The following is a 20,353-nucleotide window of genomic DNA, read 5'->3' on the forward strand; positions in this document are numbered from 1 at the left end:
GCCCGGCGATCAGGCAGTCGCCGCGGGCAGCGCCAGCGTCTGCTGGTCGTAGACCGGCTGCGGTCCCAGCCCTTCGAGATGGCGGGTATCGCCCCAGTCCAGCACGCGGAAGGCGCCGCCGTCCACCTGCACCCGGCTAATGCCGGCATTGGGAATGTGGCTCTGCCGCGGGCCGTCGAGCCCCTGGCCGCTGGCCGTGCGCCAGACCATGTCGAGCACGCCGCCGTGCGTGACCACCACCAGCTTCTGCTTCGGATAGGCTGCGGCGATGCGCTGGAGCGCCGCCGTCACCCGAGCGTGGAACTCGCGCGTGGTCTCGCCGCCGGGCATGCCCGAGTCGGCGCGGAACGCGCGCCAGCGCAGCCAGGCATCGGCATGGTCGCGCTCCACGTCCTGCGTGCGCAGGCCCTCGGCGATGCCGAAGTGCTGCTCGCGCAGCGCCGCGTCGGTCAGCGTGTCGATGGGCAGCTGCGGCAGCAGCGTGGCGAGCACCGGCAGGGCAGTCTGCCGCGTGCGGATCAGGTCGCTGGTGACGAGGTGGTCCGCCGCCTCGCCCGCCAGCCGCTCCGCCACCCGGCGCGCCTGTTCCAGGCCGGTGGCGTTGAGCGGCACGTCGAGCTGGCCCTGGAAGCGCAGTTCGCGGTTCCAGTCGGTTTCGCCGTGGCGGATGAGGATGAGTTCGGTCATCGCCGGATTATCCCGCCGGGCTTATTTCGGAAGCTTCTGAGCTATGGCGCCTTCGGCGTAAGCGAAAATGACGGGTTTTCCCCGCCACGACACCATAGCCGCCATGCTGATCCAGGACCTCCTCTATTCCCAGGGCTTCGGCACGCGCCGCATCTGCGCTGGGCTGGTTCAGCAGGGGCTGGTGGAGGTGTATATGCCGCAAGCTGGCGAGCTGCGCCCACATGTGGCACCTACCTCGGGAGAGTATAAGGTGGTCGATGGCCTGCGCTACCGGGTGCAGGGCGTGGAATGGGAATACCATGCGCTCGCCTACCTGATGCTGCACAAGCCCGCCGGCACCGAATGCTCGCAGAAGCCCTCGACCTGGCCCAGCATCTACACGCTGCTGCCGGCGCCGCTGCGCCAGCGCCCGGCCAAGGGCGCGGTGCAGGGCGTGCAGGCCATCGGCCGGCTCGACCAGGACACGACCGGGCTGCTGCTGCTCAGCGACGACGGCCAGTTCATCCACCGCATGAGCTCGCCGAAGAAGCATGTGCCCAAGGTCTACGACATCACGGCCAGGCATCCGGTGGATGCGAAGCAGGTCGAGCGCCTGCTGGCCGGCGTGGTGCTCGACGACGACCCGAAGCCGGTGCGTGCCGCCGCCTGTGAAATCGTGGACACGCACAGGTTGCGGCTGACGCTGACCGAGGGCAAGTACCACCAAGTCAAGCGCATGGTGGCCGCGGTCGGCAACCGGGTGGAGGCGCTGCGCCGCTCGCGCATCGGCGGCCTGGCGCTGCCGGCCGACCTGGCGCCGGGCCAGTGGCGCTGGCTGCGCGAGGACGACCTGGCGCTGCTGCGCGGCTGAAACGCCCCGGCCGAGGGGGCCGGCATCGAGACGAATATCGTCTCGATCGCGCTGCAAATCGGTATTTCACAGCCACGGGGCGGCACCCCAGAATGCCTGCACAACGCAGGAGACACACCCGTGCAGAGCATGAGAACCGCCACGCAGCGGCTGCTGCCGGCCGCCCGGCCGCAAGGGGGCCGCCGGAGGTGGAGAAGCAGTTTGAACTGTCGCTCGTCTGGCATGTGGAGGACCGCCGCCGGCTGGTCGCCGCCGACGTTGATGCGCTGGCGCAGGGTTCGGATCTCTTCGGCGCCCCGTCGCAGCGCTCGCCCGACGCTTGCCCCAACGCAATAACCCCGTGCGGGAGCGGCGGCTACACTTGCAGGTTCACTTCGAGATGGTGGCAGTTTTCGTGAAGTTCCTGCGCAACTCCTACGGCTTGGCCGTTCTCCTCGCATCCCTGTGGCAGACGGCGGTAGCCGCACCTCCCGCGCCGATCTTCGTGCTCAATTCGCTGGAGGCGAACGTGAGCGTGATCGACCCGGCAACCTGGACGGAGACCTCCCGCATCGCCACCGGCAAGGAACCGCACCATCTGTACCTGACGCCCGATGAGCATTCGCTCATCATTGCCAACGCGCTCGGCGATTCGCTGACCTTCGTGGACCCGCGCACGGCGCAGGTGCAGCGCACGGTGCGCGGCATCGTCGATCCGTACCAGCTGCAGTTCTCGCCGGACATGAAGTGGTTCATCACCGCGGCCAACCGGTTGAACCACGTCGACTTCTACCACTGGGACGGGACCGACCTCACGCTGGTCAAGCGCGTGCCCACGGGCAAGACGCCCAGCCACCTCTGGATCGACAGCAAGAGCAGCACCGTCTATTCGACGATGCAGGACAGCGACGAACTGGTCGCCATCGACATCGCCACCCAGACCATCCAGTGGCGCGTGAAGACCGGCGCGCTGCCGGCCGACATCTACGGCACGCCGGACGACCGGCTGCTGTTCGTCGGCCTGACCGGCGGCGAGGGCGTGGAGGTCTACGACGTGAGCGGCAAGGAAGGCCGACTCGTGCGCCTGATCAAGACCGGCAAGGGCGCCCATGCCTTCCGCAGCGCCGGCGACCGGCGCCACATCTACGTGAGCAACCGCGTGGCCAACACCATCAGCAAGATCGACATGCAGACGCAGGAGGCGGTGGCCCACTACCCGGCACCCGGCGGCCCGGACTGCATGGACGTGTCGGCCGACGGCCGCTTCATCTACGTGGGCTCGCGCTGGGCCCGCAAGCTCACGGTGATCGACACGGTCGAGAAGAAGGTCGTGCGGCAAATTCCGGTGGGCAAGTCGCCGCACGGCGTCTGGACGCTCGATCATGTCCGCAGATAACGGCAACAACCTCCCAAGCCGCTGCGCGGCCCCCCCCTTGCGCTGGCCGAAGGGGGACGGCGCTGGCACGGCGAGGCGGCCCTTGCGCGGCCTCCGCTGGCCTCGGTCCGGGGTGTGCGTAGCGCTCGCCCTTTCTTTGAGCGCACCGGCCAGCGGCTGGGCCGCGGCCGGCTGCACCAAGCCGCTCTACCTGACCTTCGACACCGGCCACATGGAGGTGGCCCCGCTGATCGCCGACGTGTTGAAGCGCGAGCAGGTCCAGGTCACCTTCTTCGCCGCGCAGGAGCGCACGAAGCAGGGCGACGGCTCGCTCGGCGAGCACTGGGCGCCCTGGTGGAAGGCGCGCGCCGCCGAAGGCCATGCGTTCGCGTCCCACACCTACGACCATGCCTACTGGCGGGCCGACCTGCCCGGGACGCCGCAGCGCTTTCGCATCCGTCCCTCGGCCGGCCCCGATGCCGGCAAGGACCAGGTGATGGATGCGGCGGGCTACTGCGAGGAACTTCGGCGCGCCTCCCGGCGTCTGCAGGAGGTGACCGGAGAGAAACCCCTGCCGCTGTTCCGCGCGCCCGGCGGCCGCACCTCGCCCAAGCTGCTGGCCTCGGCCAGGGCCTGCGGCTATGCGCACGTCGGCTGGGCGCCGGCCGGCTTCCTCGGCGACGAACTGCCGAGCGAGTCGTTCAGCAACGATGCGCTGCTGGACAAGGCGCTGCGCAACATCAAGAGCGGCGACATTCTGATGGCCCACCTGGGCATCTGGTCGCGCCGCGACCCGTGGGCCCCTGCCGTGCTGGAGCCGCTGCTCCGGGGGCTCAAGGCCCGCGGCTTCTGCTTCGAGACCCTGCGCGAGCATCCGGACTACCGGGCCTGGATCCAGGCACATTGACCACGGAGAGGAGGTGATGATGTTGTCCTGGTGGGAAAGCGTGTTCGACACCGTCCAGCAGTGGCTCTACGAGGCGGTGCTGCAGCCGGCGATGTTCGCCCTGGGCCTGGGCACCTTCTTCGAGGACGCCTACACGGCCATTGGCTGGCTGCTGGTGGGGCTGGTGCAGATCGCGGTGCTGGTGGCCGTCATCGGGCCGCTCCAGCGCTGGCGCCCGGCCGAGCCGGTGACCGACCGCCCGGCCATCCGCACCGACATCCTCTACACGCTGATCCACCGGCTCGGGCTGTTCCGCGTCGCGCTGTTCTTCTCGCTCGGCCCGCTGTTCGACGAACTGTTCGGCATGCTGCGCGCAGGCGGCCTCCAGACGCTGCACCTCGACGACGCCTGGCCCGGCATCACCGACCAGCCGGTGGTCAGCCTGCTGATCTACCTCGTGGTGTTCGACTTCGTCGACTACTGGATCCACCGCGGCCAGCACACCTGGCGCTGGTGGTGGGCGCTGCATGCGCTGCACCATTCGCAGCGGCAGATGACGATGTGGAGCGACAACCGCAACCACCTGCTCGACGACGTGATCCACGACTGCATCATCGTGGTCGTGGCCCAGCTTGTCGGCGTGGCGCCGGGGCAGTTCATCGCGATCGTCGCGATCACTCAGCTCAGCGAGAACTTCCAGCATGCCAACCTGCGGCTGTGGTTCGGCCGCGTGGGCGAGCGGCTGTGGATCAGCCCGCGCTTCCACCGCCGACACCACAGCATCGGCGTGGGCCATGAAAGCCCGGGCGCCGATGCGTCTGCGCCGAAGCGGCTCGGGGGCTGCAATTTCGGTGTGCTGCTGCCGTGGTGGGACATGCTGTTCGGCACGGCCGACTTCGTGCTGCGCTACGACCCGACAGGCATCCGCGACCAGGTCGAGCCCGGCGGGGACGGCCGCCTGCGCGACTACGGCCGCGGCTTCTGGGCCCAGCAGTGGCTGGGGCTCAAGCGGCTGGTGGGACGCGGCTGAGCGGCTGTCGCGCGGCTTCGCTATCCTCGGCGCCCTATGGGCCTGCTGTTCGATTCCTTCTGGCGCGCCGTCGCCTACTGCCTGCGGCCGCGGGTCGTGGCGCTGTCGTTCCTTCCGCTGCTCGTCATGGTCGCGCTGGCCTGGGGACTGGGCTATTTCTACTGGGACTGGGCGCTCGACCGGGTGCGGGTGCTGCTCGAATCGTCGGAACTGCTCGAGACCTTCTGGGGCTGGCTCCAGGGCGTGGGCGCCGGCGGGCTCAAGACGGTGGCGGCGCCGCTGGTCGTGATCTTCGCCGTCACGCCGGTCATCGTCGTCGTCTCGCTGCTGGTCGTCGCGATCGCGATGGCGCCGGCGCTGGCCGCGCTGGTGGCCGAGCGGCGCTTTCCGGCGCTGGAGAAGAAGCGCGGCGGCTCGCTCGCGGCCAGCCTGGTCTGGTCGCTGGGCTCCACGCTGCTGGCGCTGGTGGCGCTCGTCGTCTCGGTGCCGCTGTGGTTCGTGCCGCCGCTGATCCTGGTGTTGCCGCCGCTGATCTGGGGCTGGCTCACCTACCGCGTGATGGCCTACGACGCGCTGGCCGAGCATGCGAGCAAGGCCGAGCGGCAGGAAATCTTCCGGCGCCACCGCCTCTGGCTGCTGGTGATCGGCGTGGCCAGCGGCTACCTGGGCGCGGCGCCGAGCATCGTCTGGGCCTCGGGCGCGCTGTTCGCCGCAGCCTTCGTCATCCTGGTGCCGCTGGCGATCTGGATCTATACGCTGGTCTTCGCCTTCTCGTCGCTCTGGTTCTCGCACTACTGCCTGGCCGCGCTGGCCCAGCTGCGCGCCGGCCAGACGGTGCAACCGCCGGCCGCGCTGCTGGTGCAGCCGGACATCGTGCTGCCGGCCGATGAGCCATCCCGTTCATAAGGACCAACTCCCATGACCACTCCCACCTTCGGCCTCATCATCGTCGGCGACGAGATCCTCTCGGGCAAGCGGGCCGACAAGCACCTGCCCAAGGTGATCGAGATGCTCGGCGCGCGGGGCCTTTCTCTCGCTTGGGCTGAATACGTAGGCGACCATCCGGTCCGCATCACGGCCACGCTGGCGCGCGCCTTCGCCTCGGGCGACATCGTGTTCTCCACCGGCGGCATCGGCGCCACGCCGGACGACCACACCCGCCAGTGCGCTGCGAAGGCGCTGGGCGTGGAGCTCGCCCTGCATCCCGAGGCCCGCGCGCTGATCGAAGAGCGCATGCAGGACACGGCGCGCGAGCAGGGCGTGCCTTACGAGCCGGACCGCGCAGACAACGTGCACCGGCTCAATATGGGCGTGTTTCCGGTAGGCGCGCGCATCATTCCCAATCCGTACAACAAGATCCCGGGCTTCAGCGTCGATGGCGCCGCCGGTGGCGCCGTGCACTTCGTGCCGGGCTTCCCGGTCATGGCTTGGCCGATGATCGAAAGCGTGCTCGACCGGCAGTACGGCCACCTGTTCACCCGCGGCGCGCACGTGGAAAAGTCGGTGATCGTCTTCGGCGGCATGGAAGCCACACTGACCCCCCTGATGGAACGCATCGAGGCACAGCACCCCGATGTGCGCGTGTTCAGCCTGCCGAGCGTGGACCATCCGGAATATGGCCGCCACATCGAACTCGGCGTGAAGGGTGCGCCCGATGCGGTGCAGGCCGCCTACCCGCAGTTGCTGGCCGGCCTGCACGCCTTCGATCTCACACTGGGACCCGAATTGGTGCGTGATTGAGGCATCCCTTTGGTGCGTCGGTTCAGATTGCACCAAATATGTGCGTTCGATGCGGCTGGTGCATCCCGCCGGTGTCAAAGCGGTGCCAAACGCCGACGCAGGCCCGCCGGACGGCACAATGGCAGGTTGGGCCTCGACGGCCATGCACCAGCTTTGGCACGGAAACTGCATTTCCCTTCCGTCCATTTTTCAACCCACCAACTCTGCGTTCAAACCAGGAGAACCTGATGGCCAAGACCGTCGCCGACGTGCTCCAGCTCGTGAAGGAGAACGAAGTCAAGTTCGTCGACTTCCGCTTCACCGACACCCGCGGCAAGGAGCAGCACGTCACCGTGCCCGTTTCGCACTTCGACGAAGACAAGTTCACCTCGGGCCATGCGTTCGACGGCTCCTCCATCGCCGGCTGGAAGGGCATCGAAGCCTCCGACATGCTGCTGCTGCCGGACCCGAACACGGCCAACATCGACCCGTTCTTCGAAGAGTCGACCCTGATCCTGACCTGCGACGTGCTGGAGCCCAGCGACGGCAAGGCCTACGACCGCGACCCGCGCTCGATCGCCAAGCGCGCCGAGGCCTACCTGAAGGCATCGGGCCTGGGCGACAGCGCCTACTTCGGTCCGGAACCCGAATTCTTCATCTTCGACGGCGTGCGCTGGAACACCGACGCATCCGGCTCGTTCTTCAAGATCGACGAATACGAAGCGCCCTGGAACACCGGCGCCAAGATCGAAGGCGGCAACAAGGGCCACCGCCCGACCACCAAGGGCGGCTATTTCCCGGTGCCCCCGGTCGACAGCACGCAGGACCTGCGCGCCGAGATGGTACTGGTGCTCGAATCGCTGGGCATTCCGGTCGAAGTGTTCCACCACGAAGTCGCCGGTGCCGGCCAGAACGAGATCGGCACCCGCTTCAGCACGCTGGTGCAGCGCGCCGACTGGACCCAGCTGATGAAGTACGTCATCTGGAACGTGGCCCACTCCTACGGCAAGACGGCCACCTTCATGCCCAAGCCCATCGTGGGCGACAACGGCTCGGGCATGCACGTGCACCAGTCGGTCTGGAAGGACGGCAAGAACCTGTTCGCCGGCGACGGCTACGGCGGCCTGTCGGACTATGCCCTGTACTACATCGGCGGCATCATCAAGCATGCCCGCGCCCTGAACGCCATCACCAACCCCGGCACCAACAGCTACAAGCGCCTGGTCCCGGGCTACGAAGCTCCGGTGAAGCTGGCCTACTCGGCCAAGAACCGCTCGGCCTCGATCCGTATTCCGTACGTCGCCAACCCGAAGGGCCGCCGCATCGAAGCGCGCTTCCCCGATCCTTCGGCCAACCCGTATCTGGCCTTCTCGGCTCTGCTGCTGGCAGGCCTGGACGGTGTGGAGAACAAGATCCATCCGGGAGAAGCCGCTACGAAGGATCTGTACCACCTGCCGCCGGAAGAGGACAAGCTGATCCCGACCGTGGCCCACAGCCTCGACCAGGCGCTCGAAGCCCTCGACGCCGACCGCGCCTTCCTGACCAAGGGCGGCGTGTTCACCGACGGTTTCATCGATGCCTACATCGACCTGAAGTTCGGTGAGGTGACCCGCCTGCGCCAGGCGACGCACCCGATCGAGTTCGACATGTACTACTCGCTGTAACCGCCCGCGCGGTTGCGGACCCCAGGGCGGCCTCCAGGGCCGCCTTTTTCTTTTGGAGCAGAACCTGCACGGAGGCCCGGGGGGCTGTTCTTTGGCGAAGGCCGGTGGATGCGGGATACTTGGCCGGCCTTTCATCCATCCGCGCCGCCACGGCGTGGAGACCGGACATGCACCACGTTTCTTTCTCCACCGCGCTGCTGTGCGCTGCGGCGTTGCTGGGCGGCACGCTGTCGGCCGCCGCGCAGGACCGCATCTACCGCTGCGGCAACGAATACACCAACAACGCCAGCCAGGCCCAGGCGCGCGGCTGCAAGCTCGTCGAAGGGGCCAACGTGACAGTGGTGCCTGGCACGCGGCCATCGCCGGGCGACGCGCTGCGGGCTCCGTCCACGCCTGCAGCCGCGTCGCCGTTGGGCGCGCCGCGCGTGGACACGAACGACCAGCGCGCCCGCGACGCCGATGCCCGCGCCATCCTTGAAGCCGAGCTGCGCCGCGCCGAGGCACGCCAGGCCGAGCTGCTCAAGGAATACAACAACGGCGAGCCCGAGCGCCAGGGCGGCGAGCGCAACTACCAGAAGTACCTGGACCGCGTGGCCGCCATGAAGGCCAGCATCGCGCGCAACGAGAGCGACATCGCCGGCATCCGGCGCGAACTCGAGCGGCTGAAGTGACGACGGCGCCAGCCGCCCTGCGCAGTTCGCCCTACCAGGCGCTGGACCTGCTGGCCACGCTGGTGGCCGTGGTCCATGGCGACGGCACGGTGGTCTTCGCCAACGCGGCGCTGGAGGACGCGCTCGGCATCTCGCGCCGCTCCATCGCCGGCACGGCGCTCGGCGGCTTCTTCACCGAGCCCGCCCAGCTGCGCAACGCGCTCGGCGGCGCCGGCACCAACGCCTTCGCTGCGCTGCGCTACGACGCCTGGATCCGCCGTGCCGGCCACGATCCGCTGCCGGTCCACGTGATCGTGGCCCAGGCCGACCGGCCCGGCGAAATCATCGTCGAGCTGCTGCCGCTGGAGCAGCAGGCCCGACAGGAACGCGAGGAGCGCCTGATCGACCAGGCCCGGGCCAACAAGGAACTCGTCCGCAACCTCGCGCACGAGATCAAGAACCCGCTCGGCGGCATCCGCGGCGCCGCCCAGCTGCTGCAGATGGAAGTCGAGTCGCGCGACCTCATCGAGTACACGCAGGTCATCATCCACGAGGCCGACCGGCTGCAGACACTGGTGGACCGGCTGCTCGCGCCGCACCGCCGCCCGCACGTGGTGGGCGACGTCAACATCCACGAGGTCTGCGAGCGCGTGCGCTCGCTGATCCTGGCCGAGTTCCCGCGCGGGCTCGAGATCGTGCGCGACTACGACACCTCGATCCCCGAGTTCCGCGGCGACCGCGAGCAGCTCATCCAGGCTGTGCTCAACATCGCCCACAACGCGGCGCAGGCGCTGGCCGAACGCATCGCCGAGGGCGCCGCCCGCATCGCCTTCCGCACCCGCGTGCTGCGGCAGGTGACCTTCGGCAAGCAGCGCTATCGACTGGCACTGGAATTGCATGTCATCGACAACGGGCCCGGCGTGCCGGACTCGATCAAGGACCGCATCTTCTACCCGCTCGTGTCGGGCAGGGACGGCGGCTCCGGCCTGGGGCTCACGCTGGCGCAGACCTTCGTGCAGCAGCACCACGGCCTGATCGAGTGCGACAGCGTGCCCGGGAGGACGGATTTCAAGCTCCTGATTCCGCTGCCATGAAAAACGCCGGCGACATGCCGCAGACCTGAGGTGCCACAGCAACATGAAGCCGATCTGGATAGTGGATGACGACCAATCCATCCGCTTCGTGCTCGAAAAAGCGCTGGCGCGCGAAGAGTTGCCCACGCGCAGCTTCACCCACCCGCGCGAGGTGATCGCCGCGCTCGACGACCTCGGCGAGGACGATCCCGGCAACTGCGGCCCGCAGGTGCTGGTCAGCGACATCCGCATGCCCGGCGGCTCGGGGCTCGACCTCCTGGAAAAGGTCAAGGCCCGCCATCCCGGCCTGCCGGTCATCATCATGACCGCCTTTTCCGACCTCGACAGCGCTGTCTCGGCCTTTCAGGGCGGGGCGTTCGAATACCTGCCCAAGCCGTTCGACCTGCCCCGCGCGGTGGAGCTGATCCGCCGCGCGGTGGAGGAGAGCCAGCGCGAGGAAGTGGCCGAGGAGCGCATGGCCGCCGCGCCCGAGATGCTGGGCCAGGCACCGGCGATGCAGGACGTGTTCCGCGCCATCGGCCGCCTGTCGCAGAGCCACGTCACCGTGCTCATCACCGGCGAATCGGGCTCGGGCAAGGAACTGGTCGCGCGCGCGCTGCACAAGCATGCGCCGCGCGCCGGCGGCCCGTTCGTCGCGATCAACACGGCCGCGATTCCGAAGGACCTGCTGGAGAGCGAGCTCTTCGGCCACGAGCGCGGCGCATTCACCGGCGCCCAGACCATGCGCCGCGGCCGCTTCGAGCAGGCCGAGGGCGGCACGCTGTTCCTCGACGAGATCGGCGACATGCCGTTCGACCTGCAGACGCGGCTGCTGCGCGTGCTCAGCGACGGCCACTTCTACCGCGTCGGCGGCCACAGCGCGGTCAAGGCCAACGTGCGCGTGATCGCCGCGACCCACCAGGACCTGGAGCAGCGCGTGAAGGACGGCGTGTTCCGCGAGGACCTGTTCCACCGCTTGAACGTCATCCGCCTGCGTCTGCCGCCGCTGCGCGAGCGGCGCGAGGACATTCCCGCGCTCACGCGCCACTTCCTGCAGCAGAGCGCCACCGAGCTCGGCGTGGAGCCCAAGCGCATTGCCGACAGTGCGCTCGCGCGGCTGGCGGCCTTCCATTTCCCCGGCAACGTGCGCCAGCTCGAGAACGTCTGCCACTGGCTCACGGTGATGGCGCCGGCCCAGGTCATCGAGGCCAAGGACCTGCCGCCCGAGCTGCTGCCGCCCGTATCGCCCGTACCGGTGACGGACACCGGCGATGGCGCACCCATATACCCCCCGAGTAGTGTGCCTGCAGCGGGCCATTCCAGCGCGCCACAGACCTATACCCCCCCCGTGCAAGGCACTGCACCGTCGCTGGCCTGGGAGCAGGGCTTGGAGGCCGAGGTACAGCAGCTGCTGTCCACCGGGCGCCGCGACGTGTGGGACGTGCTCATCCGGCGCTTCGAATCGCGGCTGATCCTCACGGCGCTGGCCAACACCCGCGGACGCCGCATCGAGGCCGCGCAGAAGCTCGGCATCGGCCGCAACACCATCACCCGCAAGATCCAGGAACTCGGCCTGGAGTAGCCTCAGCCGATCTCGGCGACCACCGGTGCGTGGTCGCTCGGCTGCGGCTTCTTGCGCGGCGCGCGGTCGATGTAGCAGGCCCTCACGCGGGGCCTGAGCGCCTCGCTCACCAGGATGTGGTCGATGCGCAGACCGCGGTTCTTCTGGAAGCCGAGCTGGCGGTAGTCCCACCACGAGAAGGACTTCTCCGGCTGCTCGAACAGGCGGAACGCATCGGCCAGGCCCAGGTCCAGCAGGGCGCGGAAGTGCTGGCGTTCCTCGCTCGTGTGGTGGATGGTCTCGCGCAGGCCATCGGGGTCGAACGAATCACGGTCCTCGGGCGCGACGTTGAAGTCGCCCACCAGTGCCAGCTGCGGATGTACGGCCAGCTGCGCCCTGACCTGGGCGTTGAGCGCGTCGAGCCAGCGCATCTTGTAGGCGAACTTGTCGGTGTCCGGCGCCTGGCCGTTGACGAAGTAGCCGTTGATCACGCGCAGCGGGCCGTGGGCTGTCTCCACTGTGGCGGCGATCACGCGCGACTGCGGATCGTCGAAACCGGTGATGTTGCGCTCCACCTCGGCCAGCGGCGCCAGGCTCAGGATGGCCACGCCGTTGTAGGTCTTCTGGCCGAAGACGGCCGCGTGGTAGCCGGCCGCGCGCAGCACGTCGAGAGGGAACTTGTCGTCGGTGAGCTTGAGTTCCTGGAGGCAGAGCACGTCGACCGGGTTGGCGGCGAGCCATTCGAGCACCTGCGGCAGGCGCACGGCGAGGGAGTTGACGTTCCACAGCGCGATCTTCATGGCGGCAGGCGGTCAGGTGGTCGTGGTGGTTGCGCAGCCGCCTATTGTCGTGCGCCGCCGTCCGTGCGGCACGTCGTCAACCCAGCAGCGGCAACTCCAGGAAAGCATCCTGCACCTGGATCGGCTTGGGGATGAGCTTGATCTTCTCGAAGGCGTCGGCCAGCTGCTGCTGCTCCTGCGCGATCTCGCGGCTCAGCGGCACCACGCCGTAGGTGCGGCGCTGGGTGGCCAGCGCGAGCACCTTGGGATCGACCTTGAGCTGCGGCGCGAGCGTGTCGACCACCGTGCCCGGGTTGGCCTGGGCCCAGGCGTTGGTCTTGCGCAGCTCGGCGAAGACGGTGCGCAGCGTCTGCTGGTTGGCACGCGCCCAGGCGGGCCGGGCGAAGTGGTAGGTGCGGTTGCCTGTCAAGCCGGTTCCGTCGAACAGCAGGCGCGAATCGGTCGCCACCTGCGCGCCGGCCAGGAACGGGTCCCACAGGCCGATCGCGGCCACACTGCCGGCCTGGTAGGCGGCGACGGTGTCGGAGGCGGTGACGATGTAGACCGGCTCCACGTCCTCGTAGCGCAGCCCGGCGGCTTCGAGCGCGCGGATCAGCAGGTACTGCGTGTTGTAGCCGCGGCCGGTCGCCACCCTTTTGCCCTGGAGGTCGCGCACGCTGCGGATCGGCGAGTCCTTGGGCACGAGGAAGCCAACGCCGCCGGGATACGGGCTTTCGGCTGCGAGGTAGGCCAGGCCCTTGCCGCTGGCCTGCTGGAAGACGCCGATGCCGTCGGAGGCATGGCCGAAGTCGATGGCGCCCGCGGCCAGCGCCTCAGACAGCTGGCCGCCGCCGAGGAACTCGTGCCATTCGACCTGGACGCCGGCCGGCACCAGCGCCTTTTCGAGGCTGCCCGTGCCCTTGAGAATGTTGAGCGTGTTGAACTTCTGGTAGCCGATGCGCAGGGGCCTGGCAGCCTGGGCGCGCGCGGCCGTCCAGGTCAGCAGCGCGGTGCCGGCGGCGGCCAGCAGGGTGGCGCGGCGGGTGGCGGTGCGGGATGCGGATGCGGTCATGGCGGTCGGAATGGTCGTTCGGGGGAGGGCCGAACCTACCCAGCCGGCGCACCGCGGGCCACGAAGAAATCCGCATGTGGATATGCCGCGCCGCCGCGGCGAGGGTCAGCCCGGCGCCGCCGCGCGGTAGAGCGCCCGCACGAAGTCCGACTGGGTGATCACGCCCACCAGGCGCCGGTCTTTGTCGATCACCGGGATGTGGTGGTGGCCGTCGTCCGAGAACACCGGCACGAGCTCGCTCACGCGGCGCCCCGCGCTGGCCACGCGGACCGCGCGGGTCATGATCTGGCCGACCACCTCGGGCTTGTCGGCGTGCGGCAGGCCGCTGGGCCGCAGCAGGGCGCGCAGCCGGTCGGCCAGGCCTTCGCGGCGCGGCAGGCCGGCGTGGCGCAGGAAGTCCGCGCGGGTCACGATGCCGACCACCCGGCGGCTGGGGTCGATCACCGGCAGGGCCTTCACCTGGCGCGCCAGCATCAGGTCCCAGGCCTGTTGCAGCAACGTGCCGGACTGCACGGCCAGCGGCTTGCGCGTCATCACGTCGGCACAGCGCAATTCGCCGAAACGGCGCTCATAGGCTGCGGCCTCGGCATGCTCCAGCAGCTCGCCCAGATCGTCGCGGCTCACGTCGAGCACTTGGTTGTAATGCGCCAGCGCCGCATCCAGGTCGGCTGCGCTGAAGCGCGAACCAGCCGCCGGCGCGGGCGCCGCGCCGGTGTGCGGATAGCGCCGCCCCGCCAGCCGGTTGTAGGCCACGCCGGCCAGCGCCAGCAGCACCGCGTTGAGCGCCACGGGGAACAGCGCGAACTTCAGGCCGACGCCGCCCAGCGCGCAGAGCAGGGCGGCGGCGCCGCCCGGCGGATGCAGGCAGCGTAGCTGGAACATGAGGCCGATGGCCAGTGCCACGGCCGCCGCGCCAGCCCAGGCCGGGTCCGGAATGGCCATCGCGCAGGCCGCGCCGACCAGGGCCGACAGCGTGTTGCCGCCCACCACCGACCACGGCTGGGCGAGCGGGCTGGCCGGCACGGCGAAGACCAGCACCGCGCTGGCACCCATCGGCGCCACCAGCCAGGCCGCGGCGCCGGTGCTGCCGGCACCGCGGCTCACCAGGCCGGTGATCAGGATGCCGATGAAGCCGCCGGCCACGCTGCGTAGGCGTTCGCGGCCATCCACGCGCATCGGCGCCGGCCAGAACGTGGCCAGCCAAGCCCGCAGTCTCACGGCTGCGGCGCGCTGCGGTTCAGTCACGGTCGTCCACGACGTCGAAGCTGAAGCGGAACTGCACAGCCGCGGCTTCCGGCAGCGTCAGGATCACCTTGGTGGTCTGCGAGTGGAAGACGGTCTGCCCGTCGACGTGGACCCGGCCGTGGGACGGGGTCAGCACTTCCTCCTTGGTCGTGATGGTCTAGCGGCTGGCGTCGAAGGTGAACTTGTGCGGCGGCAGGCGCTGCTTGCCGAGCCAGCGCCAGATATCCAGCAGCTCGGCCTCGACGGTCTCCTACTGCGATCGGGGAACCTCGGCCCGGCCGTTGAAGATGTACTGATCGCCTTGCTTGACTCACTTGAACTTGAGATGACTCATCGTGCGCGGAATGGATGGAACCCGCCGATTGTGCCGCGTGGGCGGACGGGGTACGCCCGTGCCCGCAGCCTCCGTAGCGCGGACGCCGTGCGCAAAAGGCCGACAGGCGCTGGCTGGCGCTTCCTACGGGCCGTACCCTCCGGCTCGGCCACAGTCGAGTGACCAACTAACTACTCACCTCAGGAGATGACCATGAAGAAGCAACTGCTCGTACTCGGCCTGCTGTCCGGCTTCCTCGCCATGCAGGGTGCCCAGGCCATGACGCGCGAGGAACACAGCGCGGCCAAGGACAAGATCGAAGCAGACTACAAGGTGGACAAGGCCCGCTGCGATTCGCTCAAGGATAACGCCAAGGACATCTGCGAGAAGGAGGCCAAGGGCAAGGAAGACGTCGCCAAGGCCGAGCTGGAGCAGAGCTACAAGCCCAGCGACAGCAACGCCCGCAAGGTCGAGGAAGCCAAGGCCGACGCCGCCTACGCCGTGGCCAAGGAGAAGTGCGACGACCAAGCCGGTGACGCCAAAAAGGCCTGCCAGAAGGACGCCAAGAACCAGCACGACATGGCCCGCAAGTCGATCAAGCGGTAAGGCGTCGCGCCGGCCCCGGCCCGGGGCGCCGGCCCGTCCGCGGGCAGAGGCACCGTCGAGGTGCCTTTTTCGTCGTTTCGATTGCATATGGATACGCATTGGCCGCGTCATCCCAGCGGGAGTATGTGTTAAGACATTGCGGCCGGCATCTAAAATGGTGTCCACTAGCCGTCGAAAGATTGGTTTCTCCCATCCCGAGGCCCGTGTCGTTGCGGCCTCGCCCGACAGGCCTGCTGCGTGACTTCATTCCCGGTTTCCCCGGTTCCCCCGGTCGACCCTCTCGCGGCATTGCGGGCTGCCACCGGCGCCCTGCATGCCCAGCTCGATAGTTCCCTCCCTCTGGCGCATGCCGAGGCGGCGTTGCCCGACTATGTGCTGCACCTGCGGGTACTGCTGCGCTGGTTTGACGGCATCGCGCCGGCGCTGCGGCATCTGCCGACGTTGTCTTCCGATTCCCTTCCCGACCTGGCCGCCCTGCGAGGCTGGCCGAGGATGACCTGCGCGACGCCGGTGTGGCACCCGCCGGCCCGGTGCCGGCTGTGCCGGGCGCCGGCCTCGATGCCGATGCCATCGCCCCGGGCCGCCCCGCGGCCGTCGGCTGGGGGGCGGCCTATGTGCTGGCAGGCTCGCAGTTGGGCGGGCAGGTGCTGCACCGCCGGTTGAAGGGGCTGTTTGCCCCGCACCCGCTGCGCTACCTCGCCGGCACCGGGCTGGCGGCCGATTCCGGCCTGCGCTGGAAGGCCTTCATGGCCGGCCTGCGGTCGGCGGTGGCCACGCCGCCGGCCGTGGCCGCCGCTGTGGCCGGTGCGGTGGCGGCGTTCGAATTGCTGCTGGCCCTGTTCGCGGCCGAAGGCGTGGAGGTGGCGGCATGACAGCCATTCCGTCTCCCGGCCCCGGCGGTGCGGACGCCGTCACGCTCGAGAACTGCGACCGCGAGCCGATCCACATCCCCGGCGCGATCCAACCGCACGGCGCGCTGCTGGCCTTCGACGGCGAGGGCATCCTCACCCACCGCAGCGAGAATGCGGCCGAACTGCTCGGCGATGCGCTGCCGGTGCTGGGCGAGCGGCTGTCGCCCGCGCACTTCGGCGGCCATGCGCGTATCCATGCTGCGCTGGCGGACGGCCTGGCCTTGGCCGGCCAGGGCGGCGGCGAGGCCGTGCCGCTGGTGTCGGAGGTCCACCACCAGGGCCGCACGCTCGAACTGATCGTCCATACCCATGCGGGCGCCGTCATCGCCGAGTTCGAGACTTGGCCCGAAGGCGCCGACGACCTGGCCGCGTTTGCGTTCAAGGCCCACCGCGGCATGGACCGCCTGCGCCGCCTGCGCACGGTTGACGCATTGCTGGCCGCAGCCGTCGAGGAAGTGCGCCAACTCACCGGGTTCGACCGGGTCATGGCCTACCGCTTCCGCCACGGCGACAGCGGCGACGTGGTGGCCGAATCGCGCATCGATGCGCTGGAGCCGTTCCTGAACCGGCGCTATCCGGCCAGCGACATCCCGGCCCAGGCGCGGCGGCTGTACATCGCCAACACCCTGCGCCTGATCGGTGACGTGGAGGCCGTGCCGGTCGCCGTGCTCGCCGCACCGGACCGTGCCGCGCCGCTGGACATGAGCTACAGCGTGCTGCGCAGCGTGTCGCCGGTGCACATCGAGTACCTGACCAACATGGGCGTGGGCGCATCGATGAGCGTGTCCATCGTCGTCAACGGCCGGCTCTGGGGCATGCTGGCCTGCCACCACATGACGCCGCGCCGCGTGCATTACTCGGTGCGCATGGCCTGCGACGTGCTGGCCCAGTTCCTTGCGGCCAACATCCGTGCGGTGACCGACCGCGAGCGGGCCCGCCGCCTGGACGAGGCGGCCGCGCTGCGCTCGCGCCTGGTGGGCCGCGTGCTGCATGCGGACGACGTGCTGGGCGCCATGTCGGCGGCGGCGCAGGAGATCCAGGACCTGTTCCAGGCCCATGCACTGCTGCTGTCCGACGACGGCCGCCAGGCGGTGCACGGTCCGGTCGATGCCACAGTGGCGCGCAGCCTGCTGCAGTGGCTCAACCGCGAGGTTGCGCCGACGCAGGACCGGCTGATCCAAGCCCATACGCTGGACCTGCTGCCGCCGGCGCTGCGCAGCCAGCTCGGCTCTTGGTGCGGCCTGATGGCGCTGCGCTTCGACCAGGCGGGCGAAAGCTGGATGGTGCTGCTGCGGCGCGAGCAGATCGAGACCATCCAGTGGGGCGGGCGCCCGGAGAAGGTGTACGTCAGCGGCCCACGCGGGCCGCGACTCACGCCGCGCGGCTCGTTCGACGCGTGGAAGGAGACGGTGCGCGACGCCGCCGTGCCGTGGAGTGAGACCGAGGTCGAGATCGCCCACCGCTTCCTCGACGAACTGCTGCGCGCCACGGCGGCGCGCACGGCCGAGATCGCGCGGGCCCGCAGCCACCTGTTCGCCATCCTCAGCCAGAACCTCAGCGATCCGCTGCAGTCGCTGGCTCAGGCCGCTAGCGTGCTTGATGACGGCGGCAGCGTCGGCGACGCCGCCATCAGCGAGCGCATTCAGGCCAGCAGCTCACGCATGCAGCGCCTCGTCGCGCAGGTGCTCGACATCTCGCGCCTGCAAAACGGCGGCGGCCTGGCGCTGCAGCCGCGCGAGGCCGACTGGTCCGCGGTGGTCAACGACGTAGTCAAGGAGGCCCAGGCCGCCTTCCCCGGCACCCGCTTCATCCGCGAGATCCCGCGCGAATTCGGCGCAGTGGTGGACGTGGACCGCATCCGGCAGGTCGTCTCCAGCCTGGTTCAGAACGCCGGCCGCCACGGCGCTGCCGACGAGCCGGTCCTGGTGCAGCTCTACGAGCGCGACGGCCACGCCGTGCTGGACGTGAGCAACGTGGGCGAGCCGATCGCCGCCGAACTGGAGCCGCTGCTGTTCGACCCGGTCCGCCGCCAGTCGGTGCTGTCGAACCAGCGCGGCATGGGGCTGGGCCTGTACATCGCGCACGCCGTCGTCGAGGGGCATGGCGGCAGCCTGCAGTACAACTATGCGGAGCCCTACATCGTGTTCTCGGTGAGCCTGCCGCGCGGCGACCGCGCGCCGGTGGATGTGTCCGGCAGGCCGGCCGAAGTCGGCTGACCGGCCCGGCGGCTGAGCAAGGGCCTGCGCCGCCGCTGTTCCATGACGGAACAGCTGGGCCGGCATGGCGCACCCAGCGTCCCGCCGGCGGACGCTTCGTCCCTGGGAAGTCGCCTGTCCGGGTGCTGGCACGCGGTTTGCCGTGGAGCGATCCGAATGCGGCGCGGGCGCGCCGCATCGAACCACCACCAACGGAGATGAACCCATGCCCGACTTTGCCCAGCTCGGTGTCGAGAATCCCTTCAAGAAGCAGGACGGCAACTACATCGGCGGCCAGTGGGTGCCGCCGGTGGACGGCCAGTACTTCGACAACGTCTCGCCGGTGGACGGCAAGGTGTTCACCTCGATCCCACGCTCCAATGCCAAGGACATCGAACTCGCGCTCGACGCGGCCCACAAGGCCAGGCGCGCCTGGGGCAAGACCTCGGTGCAGGATCGCTCCAACGTGCTGCTCAAAATCGCCGACCGCATCGAGGCCAACCTGAAGCTGCTGGCCGTGGCCGAGACGATCGACAACGGCAAGCCCCTGCGCGAGACGCTCGCGGCCGACCTGCCGCTGGCGATCGACCACTTCCGCTACTTCGCGGGCGTGCTGCGCGCGCAGGAGGGCGGTATCAGCGAGATCGACGAGAACACCGTCGCCTACCACTTCCACGAGCCGATCGGTGTGGTCGGCCAAATCATCCCGTGGAACTTCCCGCTGCTCATGGCCGCCTGGAAGCTCGGGCCCGCGCTCGCGGCCGGCAACGCCGTCGTGCTCAAGCCGGCCGAGCAGACGCCGGCCTCGATCCTCGTGCTGCTGGAACTCATCGGCGACCTGCTGCCGCCGGGCGTGCTCAACGTGGTCAATGGCTACGGCAAGGAGGCCGGCCAGGCGCTGGCCACCAGCCAGCGCATCGGCAAGCTCGCCTTCACCGGCTCGACCGCCACCGGCCGCGGCATCCTGCATGCGGCCGCCGAGAACATCATCCCGTCGACCGTCGAGCTCGGCGGCAAGAGCCCGAACATCTTCTTCGCCGACGTGCTCGACGCCGAGGACGAATACCTCGACAAGGCGCTCGAGGGCTTCGCGCTGTTCGCGCTGAACCAGGGCGAGGTCTGCACCGCGCCGTCGCGCGTGCTGGTGCAGGAATCGATCTACGAGCGCTTCATCGAGAAGGCGATCAAGCGCGTGGAGCAGATCAAGACCGGCAGCCCGTTCGACCTCAGCACGCAGATCGGCGCGCAGGCCTCGCGCCAGCAGCTCGACAAGATCCTCGGCTACGTGGACATCGGCCGCGCCGAGGGCGCCAAGGTGCTGACCGGCGGCGAGCGCTACAGCCCGGCCGAAGGCCTGGGCGAGGGCTACTACGTCCAGCCCACGCTGCTGCTGGGCCATAACAAGCTGCGCGTGTTCCAGGAGGAGATCTTCGGCCCGGTCGCGGCCGTGACCACCTTCAAGACCGAGGAGGACGCCTACGAGATCGCCAACGACACGATCTTCGGCCTGGGCGCGGGCGTGTGGACGCGCAACGGCACGCGCGCCTACCGCGCCGGCCGCGAGATCCAGGCCGGCCGCGTCTGGACCAACAGCTACCACCTCTACCCGGCGCACGCGGCTTTCGGCGGCTACAAGCAGTCGGGCATCGGCCGCGAAACCCACAAGGTCGCGCTCAACGCCTACCAGCAGACCAAGAACCTGTTGGTGAGCTACAGCCCGAAGGCGCTGGGTTTCTTCTGACGTGCAAGTGCGGGGCG

At 69.2% G+C, this 20,353-nt stretch carries 19 protein-coding genes; 14 read left to right on the top strand and 5 right to left on the bottom strand.

The features are described 5' to 3' along the window. Window positions 1–9 precede the first annotated feature (9 nt). A complete protein-coding gene (locus GAK38_RS03075; protein ID WP_325341339.1) occupies window positions 10–687 on the bottom strand; it encodes a histidine phosphatase family protein in 678 nt (225 codons plus the stop codon). Window positions 688–790: 103 nt separating this feature from the next. Here GAK38_RS03075 and GAK38_RS03080 point away from each other — a divergent pair, with 103 nt between their 5' ends. From GAK38_RS03080 to ntrC, 10 genes are all read left to right on the top strand, one after another. Beyond that, a complete protein-coding gene (locus GAK38_RS03080; protein WP_325341341.1) occupies window positions 791–1,537 on the top strand; it encodes a 16S rRNA pseudouridine(516) synthase in 747 nt (248 codons plus the stop codon). A gap of 379 nt (window positions 1,538–1,916) precedes the next feature. Then, window positions 1,917–2,912: a YncE family protein gene (locus GAK38_RS03085; RefSeq protein WP_325341343.1), complete on the top strand. Its 996-nt coding sequence runs from the start codon at window positions 1,917–1,919 to the stop codon at window positions 2,910–2,912. Continuing rightward, on the top strand, window positions 2,899–3,798 hold the full coding sequence (locus tag GAK38_RS03090) for a polysaccharide deacetylase family protein (protein ID WP_443089147.1): 900 nt from the start codon (window positions 2,899–2,901) through the stop codon (window positions 3,796–3,798). The genes GAK38_RS03085 and GAK38_RS03090 overlap by 14 nt, the downstream gene beginning before the upstream one ends. 19 nt (window positions 3,799–3,817) lie before the next feature. Continuing rightward, window positions 3,818–4,807, top strand: coding sequence for a sterol desaturase family protein (locus GAK38_RS03095; protein ID WP_325341502.1), 990 nt, complete (start codon window positions 3,818–3,820; stop codon window positions 4,805–4,807). 36 nt (window positions 4,808–4,843) lie between these two features. Then, window positions 4,844–5,713: an EI24 domain-containing protein gene (locus GAK38_RS03100; protein ID WP_325341346.1), complete on the top strand. Its 870-nt coding sequence runs from the start codon at window positions 4,844–4,846 to the stop codon at window positions 5,711–5,713. A 12-nt stretch (window positions 5,714–5,725) separates the two neighbouring features. Then, window positions 5,726–6,547, top strand: a complete 822-nt coding sequence (locus tag GAK38_RS03105; RefSeq protein WP_325341348.1) for a competence/damage-inducible protein A — start codon at window positions 5,726–5,728, stop codon at window positions 6,545–6,547. Window positions 6,548–6,774: 227 nt separating this feature from the next. Beyond that, window positions 6,775–8,190 carry a type I glutamate--ammonia ligase gene (glnA, locus tag GAK38_RS03110; protein WP_325341350.1) on the top strand — a complete coding sequence of 472 codons (1,416 nt, stop codon included), beginning with the start codon at window positions 6,775–6,777 and terminating at the stop codon, window positions 8,188–8,190. Between the two features lie 167 nt (window positions 8,191–8,357). After that, entirely contained in the window at window positions 8,358–8,861 is a 504-nt protein-coding gene (locus tag GAK38_RS03115) for a hypothetical protein (RefSeq protein WP_325341351.1), read from the top strand. Continuing rightward, complete coding sequence (gene glnL, locus GAK38_RS03120; RefSeq protein WP_443089148.1) at window positions 8,858–9,934, top strand: nitrogen regulation protein NR(II); 1,077 nt, start codon at window positions 8,858–8,860, stop codon at window positions 9,932–9,934. The genes GAK38_RS03115 and glnL overlap by 4 nt, the downstream gene beginning before the upstream one ends. Window positions 9,935–9,977: 43 nt before the next feature. Continuing rightward, window positions 9,978–11,495 carry a nitrogen regulation protein NR(I) gene (gene ntrC / locus GAK38_RS03125; RefSeq protein ID WP_325341353.1) on the top strand — a complete coding sequence of 506 codons (1,518 nt, stop codon included), beginning with the start codon at window positions 9,978–9,980 and terminating at the stop codon, window positions 11,493–11,495. 2 nt (window positions 11,496–11,497) lie between these two features. Here ntrC and xth read toward each other — a convergent pair whose 3' ends face one another. The 4 genes from xth to GAK38_RS03145 all read right to left on the bottom strand — a co-directional run bounded on the left by xth (window position 11,498) and on the right by GAK38_RS03145 (window position 14,706). Further along, a complete protein-coding gene (xth, locus tag GAK38_RS03130; RefSeq protein WP_325341354.1) occupies window positions 11,498–12,274 on the bottom strand; it encodes an exodeoxyribonuclease III in 777 nt (258 codons plus the stop codon). 76 nt (window positions 12,275–12,350) lie between these two features. Continuing rightward, a complete protein-coding gene (locus GAK38_RS03135; RefSeq protein ID WP_325341356.1) occupies window positions 12,351–13,325 on the bottom strand; it encodes an aliphatic sulfonate ABC transporter substrate-binding protein in 975 nt (324 codons plus the stop codon). Window positions 13,326–13,430: 105 nt separating this feature from the next. After that, entirely contained in the window at window positions 13,431–14,501 is a 1,071-nt protein-coding gene (locus tag GAK38_RS03140; RefSeq protein WP_325341506.1) for an HPP family protein, read from the bottom strand. A gap of 61 nt (window positions 14,502–14,562) precedes the next feature. Further along, window positions 14,563–14,706: a hypothetical protein gene (locus GAK38_RS03145; RefSeq protein WP_325341358.1), complete on the bottom strand. Its 144-nt coding sequence runs from the start codon at window positions 14,704–14,706 to the stop codon at window positions 14,563–14,565. Between the two features lie 390 nt (window positions 14,707–15,096). Between GAK38_RS03145 and GAK38_RS03150 the strand changes: the two genes are divergently transcribed. The 4 genes from GAK38_RS03150 (at window position 15,097) to GAK38_RS03165 (ending at window position 20,336) form a co-directional block, all read left to right on the top strand. After that, complete coding sequence (locus GAK38_RS03150; RefSeq protein ID WP_325341359.1) at window positions 15,097–15,489, top strand: hypothetical protein; 393 nt, start codon at window positions 15,097–15,099, stop codon at window positions 15,487–15,489. Between the two features lie 512 nt (window positions 15,490–16,001). Further along, on the top strand, window positions 16,002–16,361 hold the full coding sequence (locus GAK38_RS03155; RefSeq protein WP_325341361.1) for a hypothetical protein: 360 nt from the start codon (window positions 16,002–16,004) through the stop codon (window positions 16,359–16,361). Then, on the top strand, window positions 16,358–18,616 hold the full coding sequence (locus GAK38_RS03160) for a GAF domain-containing protein (RefSeq protein ID WP_325341362.1): 2,259 nt from the start codon (window positions 16,358–16,360) through the stop codon (window positions 18,614–18,616). Before GAK38_RS03155 ends, GAK38_RS03160 begins: the two co-directional genes overlap by 4 nt. A gap of 205 nt (window positions 18,617–18,821) precedes the next feature. Next, on the top strand, window positions 18,822–20,336 hold the full coding sequence (locus tag GAK38_RS03165; protein WP_325341364.1) for an aldehyde dehydrogenase family protein: 1,515 nt from the start codon (window positions 18,822–18,824) through the stop codon (window positions 20,334–20,336). Window positions 20,337–20,353 lie beyond the last annotated feature (17 nt).

The sequence above is a fragment of the Xylophilus sp. genome (genome assembly GCA_009914555.1).
Taxonomy (GTDB): domain Bacteria; phylum Pseudomonadota; class Gammaproteobacteria; order Burkholderiales; family Burkholderiaceae_C; genus WNDY01.

Bases quoted from the DNA above. Each gene is read 5' to 3' on its own strand.
- GAK38_RS03075 (WP_325341339.1), bottom strand. From the start codon at position 687: ATGACCGAACTCATCCTCATCCGCCACGGCGAAACCGACTGGAACCGC.
- GAK38_RS03080 (WP_325341341.1), top strand. From the start codon at position 791: ATGCTGATCCAGGACCTCCTCTATTCCCAGGGCTTCGGCACGCGCCGC.
- GAK38_RS03085 (WP_325341343.1), top strand. From the start codon at position 1,917: ATGGTGGCAGTTTTCGTGAAGTTCCTGCGCAACTCCTACGGCTTGGCC.
- GAK38_RS03090 (WP_443089147.1), top strand. From the start codon at position 2,899: ATGTCCGCAGATAACGGCAACAACCTCCCAAGCCGCTGCGCGGCCCCC.
- GAK38_RS03095 (WP_325341502.1), top strand. From the start codon at position 3,818: ATGTTGTCCTGGTGGGAAAGCGTGTTCGACACCGTCCAGCAGTGGCTC.
- GAK38_RS03100 (WP_325341346.1), top strand. From the start codon at position 4,844: ATGGGCCTGCTGTTCGATTCCTTCTGGCGCGCCGTCGCCTACTGCCTG.
- GAK38_RS03105 (WP_325341348.1), top strand. From the start codon at position 5,726: ATGACCACTCCCACCTTCGGCCTCATCATCGTCGGCGACGAGATCCTC.
- glnA (WP_325341350.1), top strand. From the start codon at position 6,775: ATGGCCAAGACCGTCGCCGACGTGCTCCAGCTCGTGAAGGAGAACGAA.
- GAK38_RS03115 (WP_325341351.1), top strand. From the start codon at position 8,358: ATGCACCACGTTTCTTTCTCCACCGCGCTGCTGTGCGCTGCGGCGTTG.
- ntrC (WP_325341353.1), top strand. From the start codon at position 9,978: ATGAAGCCGATCTGGATAGTGGATGACGACCAATCCATCCGCTTCGTG.
- xth (WP_325341354.1), bottom strand. From the start codon at position 12,274: ATGAAGATCGCGCTGTGGAACGTCAACTCCCTCGCCGTGCGCCTGCCG.
- GAK38_RS03135 (WP_325341356.1), bottom strand. From the start codon at position 13,325: ATGACCGCATCCGCATCCCGCACCGCCACCCGCCGCGCCACCCTGCTG.
- GAK38_RS03140 (WP_325341506.1), bottom strand. From the start codon at position 14,501: ATGCGCGTGGATGGCCGCGAACGCCTACGCAGCGTGGCCGGCGGCTTC.
- GAK38_RS03150 (WP_325341359.1), top strand. From the start codon at position 15,097: ATGAAGAAGCAACTGCTCGTACTCGGCCTGCTGTCCGGCTTCCTCGCC.
- GAK38_RS03160 (WP_325341362.1), top strand. From the start codon at position 16,358: ATGACAGCCATTCCGTCTCCCGGCCCCGGCGGTGCGGACGCCGTCACG.
- GAK38_RS03165 (WP_325341364.1), top strand. From the start codon at position 18,822: ATGCCCGACTTTGCCCAGCTCGGTGTCGAGAATCCCTTCAAGAAGCAG.